The following is a 706-nucleotide window of genomic DNA, read 5'->3' as shown; positions in this document are numbered from 1 at the left end:
GTCGATGGCGCATTAAATCCCCAGTTGGCTCTGATTCGGCCGCGACAAATCGACTCGCATCCCAACCGCGGCGAACCTCAACAAGCGACCGCATACGGCGTGGAGGCTCAATGCGCACCGACCACTCGAAACCAAACTTGGCAACATTGTACAGCGGACCACGACCCATCGGCGCGGCAGGACTTCGAAGCCGTTGGCGCTGTCCGACCGCTTGACGATCTCCATCGTGAACGTTCCGAGCTTTTGCAGGGCGCCGCGCAGTTTCGGCCCCGCATAGCCGCCATCGGCAAAGACATGGCGCAGCCACGGCCAGCGCTTGAGGATGGATTTCAGGACGGCCGGCGCGCCGTCGCGGTCTTGAATGTCGGCGGCGTGAACGACCACGCCGACCATCAGGCCCAGCGTGTCGACGACGATGTGGCGCTTGCGGCCCATGATCTTCTTGCCAGCGTCGAAGCCTCGTATTCCGCCGCTTTCGGTGGCCTTGACCGTCTGGCTGTCGATGACGCCGGCAGACGGGCTTGCTTCCCTGCCTTCGCGTTCGCGCGCCGCCATGACGAGTTCATTGTTGATGGTGCGCAGCAGTCCTTCGTCACGCCAGCGCCAGAAGTATTTCTGCACCGTCGAGAACGGGGGGAAGTCCTTGGGCAGAAGCCGCCATGCTCCGCCCGACGAAGCCATGTAAAGCAGCGCGTTCACAACCTCG

At 62.9% G+C, this 706-nt stretch carries 1 pseudogene; it reads right to left on the bottom strand.

The window, feature by feature from the left end:
- Positions 1-153: 153 nt before the first annotated feature.
- A pseudogene (locus ACFFNA_RS39785) lies at positions 154-706 on the bottom strand (IS5 family transposase); the annotation flags it as partial.

It is taken from the genome of Mesorhizobium kowhaii (assembly GCF_042431665.1).
GTDB lineage: Bacteria > Pseudomonadota > Alphaproteobacteria > Rhizobiales > Rhizobiaceae > Mesorhizobium > Mesorhizobium kowhaii.
Note: the sequence above shows the minus strand (reverse complement) of the source record. Positions and strands in the feature narration are given on the sequence as shown.